This window comes from Nonomuraea antri (assembly GCF_013283785.1).
In the GTDB taxonomy this organism is placed as follows: Bacteria; Actinomycetota; Actinomycetes; order Streptosporangiales; family Streptosporangiaceae; genus Nonomuraea; species Nonomuraea antri.
The window spans coordinates 1-15,506 of record NZ_JABCPZ010000246.1 but is presented as its reverse complement, the minus strand read 5'-3'; the positions used below and the strand labels follow the sequence as shown (position 1 = coordinate 15,506).

Here is a 15,506-nt window from a genome sequence, read left to right as displayed (position 1 = left end):
GCTCCGTAGGGAACGCTCCGGCGGGCGCGCCGCACCGACTTTCAGATCGACGAGCTCGCCACAATCCCAGGCACTTGCCGCCTCATCCGGGTGACCCTGGCAACGGCGGAGAAGTGATCCGGAAGGGTGGCCGACTGACCATGGGGGCCAGGGACCGGCAGGCGGGGGTGGCCCGCCCTCGATCTCGTTCGCCACTCACAGCGGACCGTCTGACTGCAGGCCCTCTGGAAGCTGGCCCGCGCTTCCGATGGCGCCTTGGAATCCGCCCGCGCCAGGCAGTTCACCATCGTCATGCGTCAAAGCGAAGCAGACGGCGGCGACATTTCGCCCCCCCTCACAAGGTGGGATGGGCGGCGGCCATGACGCCGTGCACGGCCGCCGTGATGCGCTCGGCGGCCTGGTCGGGGTCGGGCCGGCCGGCGTCCAGCCAGGCGATGACGGCCTCCAGGGTGAAGCCGGGGATCACGTTGGCGGCCCAGTCCAGCCACGGCCCTTCCGGGATGACGCGCGCCAGGTTGCGGCGTCCGACCTCGCGGGAGGCGGCGGTGATGGAGTCGATCAGCTCCCGGAAGTCCGGCTCGCGGGCCGCGTGGCGGAACAGCAGCCGGAACCCGTCGGGGTCGGCGGAGGCGGCGCGCAGCAGGGCGGGGATGGCGTCGGCGTCGTAGTCGTCGGCTCCGGTGGCCTCGGCCAGCCGCGCACACGCCCGGTCCAGCACGGCCCGGTACAGGTCGGCCTTGGAGTCGAAGTGCCGATACAGCATGGCCCGGGTCAGTTCGGCCTCGGTGGCGATGTCGTCGAGGCCGGTGGCGGCATATCCGGCGCGGGCGAAGGCGCGGGTGGCCGCGTCCAGGATCTGCTCGCGCCGCTCCGCGCGGCGCAGCCTGCGCACCGGCGGCGCCGTGACACCCTCGCCGCCTGCCTCGGGGTTGCTCATCAGCCCTCCACTTGTAGAAGGCAAAGTATACATGTAGCGTTTTAGACATCGAAGTATACAAACGCTCGTCTACTTTCTGGAGTACTCATGTCAGCCGTCCAGCTGCCGTATGAGCAGCCCGACCCGATGCGGCCCGCGCCGCTGCTGCGCGAGCTGCAGACACGAACCCCGATCCACGCCATCCGCACCGCGGTCGGCCATCCCGGCTGGCAGGTCACCGGATACGAGCAGGTACGCGCCCTGCTGGACGACGACCGGCTCGGCCGGGCCCACCGCGAGCCGGACAAGGCCTCCAGGACCGGCGAGTCGGCCATGTTCGGCGGCCCGATGGGCGACTTCGACACCGAGCAGGCCGACCACCGGCGGATGCGCTCGCTGCTGCAACCGCACTTCTCGCCCAAGCGCATGCGCGCCCTGCGCGCCCGGATCGAGACGCTCACCGCCGCCCTGCTGGACGATCTGGCCGAGGCCGGGCCGCCCGCCGACCTGCACGCCGCGCTGGCGCTGCCGCTGCCGATCGCGGTCATCTGCGAGCTGCTCGGCGTGCCGTACGCCGACCGCGCGCAGTTTCGGGCCTGGACCCAGGCCGCCGGCGACGTCACCGACCGGGCCCGCTCCGAGCGGGGCCTGGCCGAGCTGTTCGGCTACGGCCAGCAGCTCGTGGCCCGGAAACGCGCCGAGGGCGACCCGGAGGCCGACGTGATCTCCCGGCTCGCCGCCACCGACGGGGTGAGCGACGACGAGGCGGCCGCGATGGGCATGTCCCTGCTGTTCGCCGGGCACGAGACCACCGTCGCCGCGATCGACGAGGGCGCACTGTGGCTGCTGGCCTGCCCCGAGCAGTGGCGGGCCCTGGTCGCGGATCCGTCCCGCGTCGGCGCGGCGGTGGAGGAGATCCTGCGCGCGCCCGGCCTCGGTGGCGGCGGCATCCCCCGCTACGCGCGAGAGGACCTGGAGATCGCCGGTGTGCACGTGCGGGAGGGGGACCTGGTGCTCCTGGACACCGGCGCGGCCAACCACGACGCCGCGCTGTTCGCCGACCCGGACCGCTTCGACCTCGACCGGCCCGCCGTGCCGCACCTGAGCTTCGGGCACGGCGCCCGCTACTGCATCGGCGCGCCGCTGGCCCGCATCGAGCTGCAGGTGGTCTTCTCCCAGCTGGCCGCACGCTTCCCCGCCCTCGAGCTCGGATGCGCGCCCGGCGAGTTGAACTTCAACGCCCACACGCTGACCGGCGGCCTGACCGCCCTGCCGGTGACCTGGTGACCGGCGTGAGCACGGCGAAGGCGAGCAAACGGCGGCCGCTGTTCAGCCGCGTCTATCCGCTGCTGGCCCGGGCCATGGACGACGCCGGCCTGGCCGAGCGGCGCCAGGCGCTGCTGGCCGGCTTGAGCGGGCGGGTGGTGGAGGTCGGCGCCGGCAATGGCGCCACCTTCGCCCACTACCCGCCCTCGGTCGAGCACGTCCTGGCCGTCGAGCCCCAGCCCCGGCTACGCGCCATGGCCGCCGGCGCCGCGGCCGGCGCGCCGGTGCCGATCGAGGTCCGTGCCGGCACCGCCGAACAGCTTCCCCTGGCCGGCGGCGCCGTGGACGCGGTGGTGTTCGCCATGGTGCTGTGCTCGGTGCCGGACCCGGCGGCCGCGCTGGCCGAAGCGGTCCGGGTGCTCAAACCCGGCGGTCAGATCCGCTTTCTGGAACACGTCCGCGCCGACACGCCCGGCCTGGCCCGCGTGCAGGACCTGCTGGACGCGACCATCTGGCCACACTTGGTCGGCGGCTGCCACCTCGGCCGCGACACGGTCGCCGCCATCCAGCGTGCGGGACTGACCGTCGAGAACCTCCAGCGGTTCCTGCTCCCGGCCGTGCGCACCCCCTCCAGCTTCCACGTACTCGGCACCGCCCGCCTGCCAGCCCTCAGGGGCGGCGCTGGGTGACGCGCCCTGGTGAGCGTCGCCGACGTGGCGCACGGTGAGATGAACGCGCCGCCCGGGCGGCCTCGGCGCGCAACTGCTCGGCGACGCGCAGCCCGGAGTAGAACAGCAGCCGCATCAGTAATGGTGGCATGGCTTCCGCGAAGGCGCTCCAGCCCGGAAACGCCGAAGTTTCTGAGATCCACGCGAAATGATGGAGCCCCTTTCGCCATGTACGGGAATGTCCGCGTTTCGTACCGACGAAGGAGATCAGCCATGGGAATCGCCCGTGGATGACGATGGGGTGGCCAGGTTCGAGGCCCTCTACAGGGAGACATACGACCAGATCGCCGCCTACGCCGCGCGCCGCTCCGACTCCCCGCAGGACGCGGCCGACGTCGTGGCGGAGACCTTCACCATCGCCTGGCGCCGAGTGGCCGAGCTGCCACCAGGGCACGAGGCCAGGCTCTGGCTTTACGGCGTAGCACGCAAGGTCCTGGCCGACCACCGCCGGAGCACGGTCCGACAGCGGCTGCACAGCGTGGCCTTGGACGCGGAGATGGCCGATCTCTACGCGGATTCCCCTGACAGCGGCATTGAGCTGAGCATGATCAGCACGGTGTTTCGGAGCCTGTCCGACGACGACCGTGAGCTTCTTTCGCTGGTCGCGTGGGAGGGCCTGGGGCGCGAGGAGATCGCCACGATGCTGGGACTGTCCCGCAATGCCGTGCGCATCAGGCTGTATCGCGCCCGCAAGCGCTTCTCGCGCGCACTTGACGAAGCCGGTGTCCCGTTCACCGCGAAAAGCCGGCCGATTCCGGCGGGGAGGTCGCTATGAGGAACGTCGATGAGATCAACGAGCTGCTGAGGCCCCTGGCCCGGGTCGAGCCAGGACAGCCGGACAGCCGCGCGTCCGGGACGGGGGCACGGGCGCTGCTGGCCTCGATCACCGCCCAAGAACCCGACGTCGTTCCGCGTGAGCCGGATCGTGCCCGCCGGCACACTCTGCACGGCCCTCGCCGTCTTGCGTTGGGCGTGGCCGCAGCGGTGGTGCTCGCGACAGGCATCGTGGTGGGTCCGAGCCTGCTGGAGGACGGACGGGGCACAGCAGTCTCCTACGCCAACTCGGCAATGGAGATCCACCTGGAAGGTGACCAATACGTCGCCCGCATCAAGGACCCGTTCGCCGACCACGACAAGTACACCCAGGCGTTCCACGCGGTCGGCCTGAACGTCGACCTGCGCCCGGTGCCGGCCTCGCCCACGGGCGTGGGGAAGATCCTAGGAATGATCATCGCCGCCCACGGCTCCCCCCATCCCGACCCTGAACCTGAGCCGGACTCCTCCGGCCCCCGGTTCGACGGCGTCCCCCTCTCCATGGAGACGACACCCAGAGGATGCCAGCCAGGATTGGACGACCACTGCATCATGGTGATGCGAATCCCCGTCGGTTTCACCGGTGACGTAGACGTCAGGCTGGGACGCCAAGCGAAGCCAGGAGAGGAATACGCGAACTTCGACTCGGCCATGGCGCCAGGCGAGATGTTCGACGGGGTCCAGCTGCGAAACGGGCGTCCCGTGGCCGACATCCTCACCGAGACACGCAAGCGCAACCTGACTGCGGTGTTCAGCGTCATCCGGATGGACGAGAAAAGCGGCAACATGTCATCCTTCGACCCGCTACCCGCGGACCAGGTCGGGCCCGGCTGGATCGTCTGGAACGCGTGGCAGGTGAAGGCCGGCGTGATCCGGCTGCTCGTCACACCCGATCGTCTGCCCGAGAACCCGTTCTACAACGGAAGCGCGCCACCACCCGCCTCCTGATCGCGCGCAACTCGGCTCCCGCCCCACAACGGGCGGGGGCCGTCCATACGATCGACACTCCCCCAGCGACGCCATCGACAGCCCCGCCGCGGCTCGTTGCACGTTTCTCAACGCCACCCCTGACCTGGCACCGACCCCCAGCACCGCACGATCTGCTGATGACGACCGAGCTGATCGGTAAGGCCGGAGAGCGCCACCGACAAGGAACGGGCCCGCCAGCACCTAAGCTCGCTCGACATTCGGCCACGCCGGCCGTCGCGGTGGAGACGCTGCTGGAGGTCACCGAGTACGGCGAGGACCTGCGGCTGGAGCAGGTGTGGGAGGCCATCGACGCGATCGTCCGCGCCGGGAGCCGAGGGGAGGCGGTGGCCGCGGTCACCGGGATGGTGCCGCCGCCGGACGTCGACGCCGCAGAACTACCTGTCGGCCGGGGCGATGGGGTGCGCTGCCTCCAGCAGGCGGCGCAGGTGCAGGGTGTTCGGGGCGAGCGCGGTGATGAGGACGGCGGGTCCGGCGAGCGGGGTCAGCACGGCCTGCCCATCGGCGGGGTCGTCGCCGAACAGCCGGACGCCGGGCGGCCTGCCGTCGAGAGCGGGGTCGACGATGAGGATCTGGCCGGCGGCTCGGTGACCGTCCAGGACGGCGGGACCGTCCCAGCCGGGCGCGTCCGGCCCGTAGGTGTTCTGCTGGTCGAGCAGTGGGCGTCCGTCGCGGTTGACGGTGAGGCGGGTGGTCAGCCGGCCCGGTGGTTCGCCGGCGCGGCCGAGGACCTGTTCTTCACGCAGGACGAGACGGGCGTCGGCGGCGAGGTCGACGGTGCAGCTCTGGCGCAGGTTGCTGTGGGCGGCGGAGATCAGCGGCTCGGGCAGCCAGTGCAGGCTCGCCTGTTCGGCCACGCTCAGGTGCACGTCGTAGGTGGCGTGTCCGGTGGTGGGGCCGCGCAGCGCGATGGTGGCGGCGGCCGTGGTGACGTGCAGGTGGGCGCCGGGTTCGACGGTGGCTTCGAGGCGCAGCCGGTCGCCGCCGAGCGGGGCGCTCATCACGCCCAGGATGCACACCCGTGCCTGCTTCCCGCGCGGGCGGTAGGGACGCAGGTCGAAGGGGCCGGCGCCGGCCAGGACGGGAAGCGCGGTCGCCCGTCCCACGCTGATCGCCCTGATCCGGGCGGTGGCATGCACACCTCGGGCGGTGCGCCCGGCCACGGCGGCCCGGGAGGCGAGGCTCACGCGGCGCTCGCGGTCCAGTCGGCCAGGCGCGCGCGGACCCAGTCCGACACCGGTGTGACACCACCCTCGGTCTTCAGGGCGGTGAAGGCGACGGGCAGGTCGCCGCGCTGGGCCTTGGCGTCGCGGGCCATGGCTTCCAGGTCCGCGCCGACGTAGGGGGCCAGGTCGGTCTTGTTGATGACGAGCAGGTCGGAGGCGGTCACGCCGGGGCCGCCCTTGCGGGGGATGTCATCGCCGCCCGCGACGTCGATGACGAAGATCTGCGCGTCGACCAGGCCCCGGGAGAAGGTCGCGGTGAGGTTGTCCCCGCCGGATTCGATGAGGATCAGGTCGAGCGGGCCGAGCTGGTCTTCCAGGTCCTCGACGGCTTCGAGGTTGGCGGAGATGTCGTCACGGATGGCGGTGTGCGGGCAGGCGCCGGTCTCGACCGCCCTGATGCGCATCCCGGGCAGGACGGCCTCGCGCAGCAGGAACTCGGCGTCCTCGCGGGTGTAGATGTCGTTGGTGACCACCGCGATGGACAGGTGGTCGCGCAGCGCGCGGCACAGGGCGGCGACGGTGGCGGTCTTGCCGGAGCCGACCGGCCCGCCCAATCCGATGCGCAGCGCGCGCCGCCGGCCGCCAGAACGGCCGTCAGAACGGTCGTCAGAGCGGCCGTCGGCGCGTGTGTCAGGGCGTCCGGGGGTGGAACCGCCGGGACCGTGGGCGTGATTCTCGGGGAAGTCGTGGTTGTGGTGCAGGTGCATTGCCGCTCCAGGCGTCGGGAGGCGAACGGGTCGGGAAGCGAACGGGTCGGGAAGCGAACGGGTCCGGAAGCGAACGGGTCCGGAAGCGACGAGGTCAGGAAGCGAACAGGCGCATCGGGCGGGCGGCGTGTTGTTCGGCGGTGATGTCGAGCAGCGGCGCCGAGACGGCGGGCAACGCCTGCACGCCGTCGGCCTGGACGCGCTGCGCGGCCTCCGCGGCCCGCTGCGCGAGGTGGTCGACGTCGGCGGCCAGACGGGCCAGGACCGCGGTGGCGTCGAAGGGGTCCAGGCTGAGCAGGCGGACGGTGGCGGTGGCCGGGCCGCTGACGCTCTCGTACGCAGCCGCGTAAGCGGCGTGCAACGGCGTCAGCCCGGCCGAGCGGGCGGCCAGGCCGAGGACGACGGGCTGATGCGCGCCGCGAGGACGGGCCGCGGCCAGGGCGTCGAGTTCGGGTGAGGGCCAGGCGGCGCGGGCGGCGCGCAGGAGTTGCCGGCCGAGCCTGCGCGCGGCCTGGCGCAGGGCGGGTGAGGGGGTGCGGGCGTCGGCTGCCTCGTCCAGCAGAAGCGGGTCGTAGCCGGTGGCGGTCGCGGCGGCCAGGCCCGCCGCGACCAGGCCGGTGGTGTGCAGCCGGCCGCGGCAGAACTCCTGCAGACTCGCCACGTCGCGCACGCGTCGTGCGGTGACGGCCGCCTCGGCGCCACCGGAGTGGGCGTGCCCGCCGGCGGGGAAACGGCCGTCGGCCAGGACGAGGAGCGCGGCATGGTTCATCGGGCGTGGTACACCTCTCGTGCGCGGGGCGGTCGTTCACGGGCGCGATCAGCGGGTGATCACCAGGTGGCGGGTCAGAAGAGGAAGTACAGCTGCGCCATCGGCAGTTCACTGGCCCCTTCGTCACGGCCGGCGATCTCCCCGATCTCCCCGATCTCCTCGATCTCCTGGCCGAGCTGCTCGACCTCGGTGTCGATCTCGGTGTCGATCGCGGTGATCTGCTCGGTCGTGGCGATCTCCGTCCTGTTCGCCTCCCCGTCCTCCAGGCCGCTGATCACCACTTCGAAGGTGTTGGGATCGACGCGAAGGTCGGGGATGGCGTCGTTCTGGCGCATGTCGGCCTTGAAGACCTTGCGGGTGTCGCGGATGGGCGTGAACGTCTTGCGCACGCTGACCCGGCCGGGCAGGCCGGCCTCGATGGCGGCGGCGGTGACGAAGTTGACGGAGTTGGCGGCCGGGGCCCGGCCGGTCGCGCCCCACATCGGGCGGGGCAGGATCGGCTGCGGGGTGCTGATGGAGCCGTTGGCGTCGCCGACCTGCGCGTAGGCGATCTGGCCGCCCTTGATCACCCGATGCGGTTTGACGCCGAAGAACTTCGGCTCCCACAGCACCAGGTCCGCGAGCCGACCCACTTCGACAGAGCCGACCTCGTGGTCGATGCCGTGCGCGAGGGCCGGGTTGATGGTGTATTTCGCCACGTAGCGGCGGGCGCGATGGTTGTCGTGCCCGTCTTGGCCCGCCTTGTCGCCGTCCAGCGCGCCGCGTCGCTCCTTCATCACGTGCGCGGTCTGCCAGGTCCGGGTGATCATCTCGCCGATGCGGCCCATCGCCTGGGCGTCCGACGACATGATCGAGATCGCCCCGATGTCGTGCAGGACGTCCTCGGCGGCCATCGTGGTGGGCCGGATCCGTGACTCGGCGAACGCCAGGTCCTCGGCCACCAGCGGGTTGAGGTGATGGGCGATCATCACCATGTCGATGTGCTCCTTGACCGTGTTGACGGTGAAGGGCCTGGTCGGGTTGGTGGAGGCGGGCAGCACGTTCGGCAGGCTGACCATCTTGAGCATGTCGGGGGCGTGTCCGCCGCCGGCGCCCTCGACGTGGAAGACGTGGATCGGGTGGTCGCCGATGGCCGCGATGGTGTCCTCGACGTTGCCGGCCTCGTTGAGCGAGTCGGCGTGCAGGGCGAGTTGCACGCCGGTCGCCTGGCACACCTGCAGGCAGCGGCGCAGCACGGCCGGGGTGGCCCCCCAGTCCTCGTGGACCTTCAGGCCGAGCACGCCGGCCTCCACCTGGTTGTACAGCGACTCCGTCGACATGGTGTTGCCCTTGCCGAGCAGCCCGATGTTGACCGGGAAGCCATCCAGCGCCTCGAACAGCCGACTGATGTGCCAGGAGCCGGGCGTGACGGTGGTGGCGGTGCTGCCCTCGGCCGGGCCGGTGCCGCCGCCGATCAGCGTGGTCACCCCGGAGGCCAGCGCCTCGGTGATCTGCTCGGGGCAGATGAAGTGCACGTGGGTGTCGACGCCGCCGGCGGTGAGGATCTTGCCGTTGCCGGAGATGACCTCCGTCTCGGGACCGATCACGAAGTCCGTGGCCGTGGCGTGCCCGTCGTGCAGCCGGTCCATGGTCTCGTCGTTGTAGGCCTTGCCCAGTGCGACGATGCGGCCGTCGCGGATGGCGACGTCGGCCTTGACGATCCCCCAGTGATCCAGGATGACCGCGCCGGTGATGACGGTGTCGGGCGGCCGCGGGGCGCCGAACCGCGCCGGATCGCGCGGCGCGCACGACTGGCCCATCGACTCCCGCACGACCTTGCCGCCGCCGAAGATGACCTCGTTGCCGCTGCGGCCGGGACCGCCGCACCAGTCCTCGGTGATCTCGATCCGCAGGTTGGTGTCGGCCAGCCGGATGCGGTCCCCCACGGTGGGCCCGAACCGGTCGGCGTAGTCGACCCGGTTCAGCGGCTGATGCCTGTCCTGTCTGCGCGGCCCGGGCAGCGGCGCCGGCGGCTCGGGGGCGGGCGGCTCAAGGGTCGGCGAGTCAGTCACGAAGCCGTCCTCCGACCTTGCCGTTCAGTCCCTCGACGATGCGCTCGCCCTCGATGGGCACCAGCTCCACCTCCAGCGGGTTGGGGGGTTCGAAACGCACCGAGCTGCCCGCGGGGATGTTCAGCCGCTTGCCGTAGGCGGCCTCGCGGCTGGGCTCGATGGCCAGGCGGGGGTTGACCTCGTAGAAGTGGAAGTGCGAGCCCACCTGGATGGGACGGTCATCGGTGTTGGTGACCGTCACGATCGTGACCTCGCGACCGGCGTTGAAGGCCACCGGGCCGGCGTCGCGCGGATGGTCGATCTTCCCGGGGTGAACCGGCGCCTCCTCCTCGCTCCCCTCCGGAACGGGGAGGATGCTCAGCTTCTTGATGGGGTTGCGCAGGGTGACCATCTTGGTGCCGTCGGGGAAGGTGGCCTCGATCTGAAGGTCATTGATCATCTCTGCGACGCCGGGCATGACGTCGTCGTACGTGGGCAGCGGCAGGTCGTCCGGCTGATGCATCAGTTCCATGAGGTCCGCGACGGATCTGCCGTCCCGTGCCCCTTCCAGCACATACGCGGTCAAGATGGCGACCGTCTCCGGGTAGTTGAGCTTTCGCCCTCGCTTTTTCCGTTTGTGGGCCACGTCCGCGGCCACATGGATCATCAGACGTTCCTGCTCATGCAGAGTCAGATGCACTCCGTCACCTCGCTTTCGCTCCGCCCCTGGGGGAGGTCACCCGGGAGACCGGCCATCGGCAAAGGATGATCACTTCAGCGGCCCCGCCGGGGTGACCCTCGAGCCAGCGTGATCACCGCCTCCTTGCTCGCTGAACGTAGTTGGATGCGCACTGACAGTGATATGACGTGACGGTGAGGCATGCGTCACCCGTGCCACAGAATTCGCATCACCTGTCACGTACCGCCCAGCTCACCGCTCGCCCGAGCGGGCCGACACGTGGCGATATCTGTCGCATCAGCCTTGCGGAGGTGGTCCTGCCGGTCGTCGCCTTCCCTGACGCTCCCGGGTCCGCCGGCGAACGAGCCGATGGGCGCGCCGGCGTCGTCGGCGCCTGGCGACGTTCCTCAGCTCGCTCGGCGCCGCCACCACCCGCACCGGCTACGCCCGCACCCTGGCCCGGCTGACCACGGCCACCGGGCTGCACCACCCGGTCGCCGAGCTCGACTGCGACCACTACGTCGCGGTGATGGCCGCCTGGGACACCGCTGCGGCGGCCACCTGGAACCGGCATCTGTCCGCGCTGATCTCCTTCACCACCTGGGCCCAGCGCCAGGATCTGCCGGCCATTAACCCGGCCCGCCGCCTGACCCGGCGCAATACCACCCACCGCGGCGACCGCGCGATCCCCGCCGCCCGGCTGGAGAAACTCCTCACCGACGACCGCCACCCGCTGCGCGAACGGTTGCTGTGGCGGTTTCTGTACGAGACGGCGGCCCGGGCCGAGGAGATCTCATCCCTGAACCTTGAGGACCTCGACACCGAGTTCCGGCGCGCCCGTGTCCGCACCAAGTGCGGCGCCCTGGAGTACGTCCACTGGGCGACGGTCACCGCCCGGCCGCTGCCCGCCTCCTGCCCCGCCTCCTGCCCCGCCTGCTGCCTCGCCTGCTGGCCGGCCGCACGCGCGGGCCGGTGTTCCTGGCCGACCGGCGCGCTCCTGCCTCCAGGCGGCGCGCGCCCGCGCGCCATCTGCCCGATCACCGGTCGCAGCCGACGGTCCTACCCACGCGCCGAGTACCTGTTCAAGACCGCCTCAGCCGAGCTCGACCCGCACGGCGAGGGCTGGACGCCGCATCAGCTTCGTCACAGCGCGCTGACCCACCTGGCCGCTGCCGGACACACCGCCCCCGAGCTGCGAGCCAAGTCCCGCCACCAGCACCTGTCCGGCCTCGGCCGCTACGTGCGCCTGGGCGAGGAGACCTCCGCCCGCATCCCCGTCGAGCACGACCCGGCAGCCCAACGACGCGCACGCTGACAACCTCTGGCATCAGCCACCGAGGCACACGACTTACGACGTCCTCCTAGTCGGCCCCTCGAAACGCGCGACTTTTCGTTCGCATGCTGCTCAAGGTTGAAACGGCTGGGCATCTACCCACGTCCGGGCCGGGCTTCCGCCCTGATGGGACTCTCCACACAACTGCCCGCTGCGGTTCTCACGGAGCTCTTGGGAATCAGCCCCGCCATCGCCTGGACCCAGGAAGGCGGCCACTGGGTCCGATACGCCGTAACCGTCCCAGCCACGTAGACGTCTCGGTGGCCTCTTCGTCCACCGCGCAGAACCGGCCTGCACGGCCATCGCCGAGCGTGATGGCCGATCAGTCCGGCTCGTCTCGGATGTCCTTGCCTTGCTCGGCGAAACGCTTGAAGTCCTGCATGTGCTGTTCCGACTGCTTGCGGAAGGCGCCGGGCATCAGAAGCCCCACCAGCCGCATCATCACCCTGCTGAACCGGTATCCGCTCTCGCTCTCCCAGTGCGTCGTCTCCGGACCGGCCTCGGCCAGGCGGTCGCGCACAGCGCTCCACGTGCCCTCGCTGACGATCTCGCAGGCGAAGTGAACGACGCTGCCCTTCGGGATCGCCGGTTCCCAGTGGGTGATGGTCTCGGTGCGCGCTCGATCAGCGGGACGGCCTCGGCCTCCCTCGCCCGGAACGCGGCGAACATCACCGTCCCGGTGCTGGCGCGGCGATTCCCCGTCGCGGCGTGACGACCCGCGTTTCAGAGACGCCGGTCGGGTCGCCAGGTGCCGTCTCCGTCGGGGCTGGTACTGCGGGTGGCGGGGGTCTGTAGCGCCGGAGTCGGCGGTATATGCGACAGCGGCGCGCACTTCTTCGGGCGTGCCGCCTCGATCGTCAACGGAACCGGAACACTGGCCGGACACGGCGCGATACCGCTCCTGACGGCTGATCACGTACGTGTTCGGTCACCTGGCGGAGGTGCCGGTGTCACGGCGATGGCACTTGATCCACACGCGAGCCCCGTCCGCCTCCTCGAAGATCAGTGGGGCCGGTTCAGCTTTCGGATTTTAAGATGGTCACGCTTCTGATCGATCCGCCGCCGGGAGGCCTGGCGCTGGAGGTGGCGCCGACGGGGGCTTTTTGCCCCGCTACCGAGCCGCAGTAGTTGACCCACGGGTTGACGAAGCAGTAGGACACGAGGATCTGGTGGTAGCCGGTCCCGGTGGAACAGTAGGAGTGGTAGGAGCTGTCGCTGTAGGAGATCGAACAGGAGTCGGGCAGGGCATGGGCGGGCGTGGCCACGCCGGTTACGACGGCGGCGGCGATGAGAGCGCTGCCGGAGAGGGTGGCGGCGGCACGTCTTACTTTCACGTGCTGGCTCCTTCCGCGAGGTTGATTCCTCGCACTGTTAGGAAAGTTTCCTTATTGTGGAACCTAGCTGGCGTGATCAGCATGTCAAGATGCCTTCTCGACCCTTTCCTCCGCAGCATCCTGCAGCGTCTGGATAGGCGTGCGACGGCGTGCTCGGCTGGCGATCAACCGGCCTGACCGGTGCCTGGCCCTCCGTTCCAAATAGGAAATTTTCCTAAAATTGGACGCCGATTCTCGCCGTCCGCCCCGGAAGGAGAAGCGTCCATCGCCGCCGCGCATGCCGTGCACGGTCGGCACGGGCAGCGACTACATCACCAGCCACTGCTCAAGTGGCACCGGCCGGCATCAGATCTACGTCAGATAAAGTGCGCCGACCGGGCCAGTATGCTGCGTGGCCTTGCAGCGTCGGGCCGCGCGTGTCCCAGCGAGGGGATAGCGGCCAGCGCCAGAAGGGCCTGTGGGCGTCCCATTGTGCCCGGCGACGCGCTGGTCAACGGCCGCCGGGCGATCCACCTGGAGCGCACGCCGCACGGCCGGCGGGCGCAGGTCCACCCAGGGGGTAACAGCCGCGAACGGACTGTGGGCCCTGACCCGCCTGACGGCCGCCCCGGGTCCCGCAGCTGGCTTGAACGGATCCTTCAGCCTGGCGAGTCGTCCGGATGGATGACGTCGAGGATGGGGCGGCTATTGGCACAGGCGGGCCAGGGCATCGTCGACAGAGCCGCCGAGGCGGTAGCTGAGAGCGCCGGCCGCCTGGTGGATCAGGGCGCGGTGCGGCGGGAGCGGCTTGTTGCCGCCGATGTCGCGGGCGCCGGAGGTGTGAGCAGGGTCAGGCCTCTCCGACATCAGGCACGCCCTTGCGGGACCGAAGGAGCACACCGCTCAGTGCCATCGACGCCGGCCAGGCGACCATCGTGACAGCGAAGGCGATGGGCCACGCGATGATGAACTGCCTGGGCCAGCCGGCCAGCCACTCCATGGATGGCCCCGTGAAGATGAGGCCCATGAGGCCCGACATCGTCGCAGCCATGATGAAGGTCATGATGACCTGAGTGAGAAAGACGCTCTTCTTGCTCATCGTCCGTTCCTTGTCCAGGACGACGACGCCATCGGATGCTCGCACCGGCGCCGCCGACCGCTACTTAGCGGGAATTGGGCTGCGCCTCGGGTTCGCATCGGGTGCGACTGCATCTCACAGGGGTGCGAGGGCTGGAATAACCACACCAGCCTGAATCTTTTAGGCCCGATCAGGATATCGGATCTCCGCTGCTGGTGCGGTGTCCAGGAACGTTGCCGGGGTGGGCGGTCATGCGGCTGAGGGTGTGGGGGCGCCTCAGCGGTAGCCGGCGCGTTCGGAGCGGATGCAGGGCGCGCGTTCGTAGCGTTGGGCCGTCCGGGGCCTCGCGCGTGGCCTGTCACGTCCCCGCCCCTGCGCAAGTTGCCCCTGACATCAACGTGCGACACGAGGGCGACCACGCCGCACCCTTCTTAACATGCAGAGGTGAGGGTGCCACGAGGGTCGGGGCGGTGAGAGGCGGCTGTTGATCGATTCGTGGAACTGGGCTGATGGCCTCCGGGATGGGCACTGGTCCTCGTCTATGTGCCGACTGTGCCGTCTATTCGTTCGCGCAGGATGTCGGCGTGGCCGTTGTGGCGAGCGTATTCGCCGTGCATGTGGACGAAGGCCCATCGCAGACACATCGGCCCCCAGCGCGGGCTGACGAAGATCGCGTCGAGCGGCATGTCTGCCGTGGCCTGGCGGGCGGCGTCCTGCTCGGCGATCAGGGCGGCCAGGTCTTCGGCCGCTCGCGGGGGATCGATGTCGTCGAAGGCGGCGTCCGGTCTGTCGGGCCGACTAGAGGCTTGGGAGAGGCTGGGCGGCGAAGCGGCGGCGGAACCAGGTGCGTTCGACGTCGGTGAGATGGCGGACCAGGCCGAGCAGGGAAAGGTTGGAGGGTGCCAGCGGCCGTTCGGTCAGTTGCGCGGCGGTGAGTCCCGCGCATTTGTGGAGCAGGGCGCTGGGATGCCAGTCCAGGAAACCTTCTAACATGGCACGTTCATTGGCGACGAATGGTTCGTCGATGTGGGCGGCAGGTGGAGCGATCCAGATCATCGGACCAGGATGCCGCTGCTGCTTGAACGGATCATCTGGCTTGGCGGCTCATCACCGGCGCACGAGTTCAAGTGCAGAGATGATCACAGCAGGCCGTGACGCACTCGGCGAGTGCGAGGAATGAGGGGACGTGACACCGCGCCGGGCAGGCCTGCGGGCCCGCGGCTCAAAGACGGCGCAGCTCCGTCACGGCCCGGTCGACCAGCTCGGCGTCATCACGCCGCATCCCGTCCGGGTGATGAGCCTCCGCGCATGGCCGCAGCCGTACGGTGGGCCGATCCAGCCCGCCGGGCAGCCACCGGTCGAGGTACTCGCACGCATGATGGTCGGTGCGCTTTTCCACGGGTAGGCCGTGCGCAGTACAGCATGCTCAGTTCTTCGATCACGTCCCAGTGCCGTGACCAGCACCGCGTGACCGCGTACTGTGCCGCCGGCCAGGCGAACAGCACGTCCCGCACCCGATCGGCGAGCTCGCCGAGGGTTGCGTCCACGGAGGTGGTGTACGAGTTTCACCTGGTCACAGGCGTGCCGCCGGGAAATGAGGACGGTCATCGCGTGATCCTTTGAATGCGACACTTCAAGATCAAAGGAGACACGTGATGACC

The 15,506-nt window shown here is 70.1% G+C and carries 18 protein-coding genes; 5 read left to right on the top strand and 13 right to left on the bottom strand.

Annotation, left to right across the window (positions count from 1 at the left end; genetic code table 11):
• Window positions 1-334: 334 nt before the first annotated feature.
• A complete protein-coding gene (locus HII36_RS46170; RefSeq protein ID WP_173529713.1) occupies window positions 335-937 on the bottom strand; it encodes a TetR/AcrR family transcriptional regulator in 603 nt (200 codons plus the stop codon).
• A gap of 87 nt (window positions 938-1,024) precedes the next feature.
• On the opposite strand from HII36_RS46170, the gene HII36_RS46165 reads away from it, so the two are divergent.
• The 4 genes from HII36_RS46165 (at window position 1,025) to HII36_RS46150 (ending at window position 4,671) form a co-directional block, all read left to right on the top strand.
• Window positions 1,025-2,203, top strand: a complete 1,179-nt coding sequence (locus tag HII36_RS46165; protein ID WP_173529712.1) for a cytochrome P450 — start codon at window positions 1,025-1,027, stop codon at window positions 2,201-2,203.
• 5 nt (window positions 2,204-2,208) lie between these two features.
• A complete protein-coding gene (locus tag HII36_RS46160; protein WP_328808198.1) occupies window positions 2,209-2,871 on the top strand; it encodes a class I SAM-dependent methyltransferase in 663 nt (220 codons plus the stop codon).
• 265 nt (window positions 2,872-3,136) lie between these two features.
• Window positions 3,137-3,685, top strand: coding sequence for an RNA polymerase sigma factor (locus HII36_RS46155; protein WP_173529716.1), 549 nt, complete (start codon window positions 3,137-3,139; stop codon window positions 3,683-3,685).
• Window positions 3,682-4,671 carry a hypothetical protein gene (locus HII36_RS46150; RefSeq protein ID WP_173529710.1) on the top strand — a complete coding sequence of 330 codons (990 nt, stop codon included), beginning with the start codon at window positions 3,682-3,684 and terminating at the stop codon, window positions 4,669-4,671. The genes HII36_RS46155 and HII36_RS46150 overlap by 4 nt, the downstream gene beginning before the upstream one ends.
• Before the next feature lie 416 nt (window positions 4,672-5,087).
• On the opposite strand, the gene HII36_RS46145 is transcribed toward HII36_RS46150, so the two are convergent.
• The 5 genes from HII36_RS46145 to HII36_RS46125 form a co-directional block, all read right to left on the bottom strand.
• Complete coding sequence (locus HII36_RS46145) at window positions 5,088-5,897, bottom strand: urease accessory protein UreD (protein WP_217370794.1); 810 nt, start codon at window positions 5,895-5,897, stop codon at window positions 5,088-5,090.
• Window positions 5,894-6,643, bottom strand: coding sequence for an urease accessory protein UreG (gene ureG / locus HII36_RS46140; RefSeq protein WP_173529709.1), 750 nt, complete (start codon window positions 6,641-6,643; stop codon window positions 5,894-5,896). Before ureG ends, HII36_RS46145 begins: the two co-directional genes overlap by 4 nt.
• Window positions 6,644-6,737: 94 nt before the next feature.
• Window positions 6,738-7,412, bottom strand: coding sequence for an urease accessory protein UreF (locus HII36_RS46135; protein WP_173529708.1), 675 nt, complete (start codon window positions 7,410-7,412; stop codon window positions 6,738-6,740).
• 74 nt (window positions 7,413-7,486) lie between these two features.
• On the bottom strand, window positions 7,487-9,463 hold the full coding sequence (locus HII36_RS46130) for an urease subunit alpha (RefSeq protein ID WP_328808197.1): 1,977 nt from the start codon (window positions 9,461-9,463) through the stop codon (window positions 7,487-7,489).
• Window positions 9,456-10,142, bottom strand: coding sequence for an urease subunit gamma (locus HII36_RS46125; protein ID WP_173529707.1), 687 nt, complete (start codon window positions 10,140-10,142; stop codon window positions 9,456-9,458). Before HII36_RS46125 ends, HII36_RS46130 begins: the two co-directional genes overlap by 8 nt.
• A gap of 508 nt (window positions 10,143-10,650) precedes the next feature.
• Here HII36_RS46125 and HII36_RS56130 point away from each other — a divergent pair.
• On the top strand, window positions 10,651-11,436 hold the full coding sequence (locus HII36_RS56130) for a tyrosine-type recombinase/integrase (protein ID WP_217370792.1): 786 nt from the start codon (window positions 10,651-10,653) through the stop codon (window positions 11,434-11,436).
• 340 nt (window positions 11,437-11,776) lie between these two features.
• Here HII36_RS56130 and HII36_RS46115 read toward each other — a convergent pair whose 3' ends face one another.
• The 7 genes from HII36_RS46115 to HII36_RS46090 form a co-directional block, all read right to left on the bottom strand.
• Window positions 11,777-11,974 (bottom strand): hypothetical protein, encoded by a 198-nt coding sequence (locus tag HII36_RS46115; protein ID WP_236004668.1) that lies wholly within the window; start codon window positions 11,972-11,974, stop codon window positions 11,777-11,779.
• 496 nt (window positions 11,975-12,470) lie between these two features.
• A complete protein-coding gene (locus HII36_RS46110) occupies window positions 12,471-12,788 on the bottom strand; it encodes a hypothetical protein (protein ID WP_173529706.1) in 318 nt (105 codons plus the stop codon).
• Between the two features lie 684 nt (window positions 12,789-13,472).
• Window positions 13,473-13,634: a hypothetical protein gene (locus tag HII36_RS46105; protein WP_173529705.1), complete on the bottom strand. Its 162-nt coding sequence runs from the start codon at window positions 13,632-13,634 to the stop codon at window positions 13,473-13,475.
• Complete coding sequence (locus tag HII36_RS46100) at window positions 13,618-13,866, bottom strand: DUF2798 domain-containing protein (protein WP_173529704.1); 249 nt, start codon at window positions 13,864-13,866, stop codon at window positions 13,618-13,620. The genes HII36_RS46105 and HII36_RS46100 overlap by 17 nt, the downstream gene beginning before the upstream one ends.
• A 518-nt stretch (window positions 13,867-14,384) precedes the next feature.
• On the bottom strand, window positions 14,385-14,609 hold the full coding sequence (locus tag HII36_RS58365) for a mycothiol transferase (protein ID WP_328808199.1): 225 nt from the start codon (window positions 14,607-14,609) through the stop codon (window positions 14,385-14,387).
• 34 nt (window positions 14,610-14,643) lie between these two features.
• The gene (locus HII36_RS58360; protein WP_268959774.1) at window positions 14,644-14,901 is read right to left on the bottom strand and encodes a mycothiol transferase; all 258 of its coding nucleotides are present in this window, start codon (window positions 14,899-14,901) and stop codon (window positions 14,644-14,646) included.
• Window positions 14,902-15,067: 166 nt separating this feature from the next.
• Window positions 15,068-15,244: a hypothetical protein gene (locus HII36_RS46090; RefSeq protein ID WP_173529703.1), complete on the bottom strand. Its 177-nt coding sequence runs from the start codon at window positions 15,242-15,244 to the stop codon at window positions 15,068-15,070.
• Window positions 15,245-15,506: the final 262 nt, after the last annotated feature.